Annotated in this window: 1 protein-coding gene; it reads left to right on the plus strand. The window is 53.4% G+C overall.

Features of this window, described 5'->3' with window-relative positions; all coding sequences use genetic code 11:
- On the plus strand, positions 1 to 260 hold a 260-nt coding region (locus ACPYOJ_RS35615), incomplete at its 5' end, for a hotdog family protein (RefSeq protein ID WP_481420425.1).
- Positions 261 to 266 lie beyond the last annotated feature (6 nt).

Consider the following 266-nt stretch of genomic DNA (forward strand, 5'->3'; position numbering starts at 1 on the left):
TTCTGGAAGCGATGGCACAGGCTACCGGTATTCTTGCGTTTAAAAGCGTGGGCAAACTGGAGCCGGGTGAGCTGTACTACTTCGCGGGTATCGATGAAGCGCGCTTCAAGCGTCCTGTCGTGCCTGGTGATCAGATGATCATGGAAGTCACTTTTGAAAAAACGCGTCGCGGCCTGACTCGCTTCAAAGGCGTAGCTCTGGTTGACGGCAAAGTTGTTTGCGAAGCGACTATGATGTGTGCTCGTAGCCGGGAGTCTTGATACGTG

This window comes from Rhizobium sp. SVR5-9E (genome assembly GCF_056755095.1).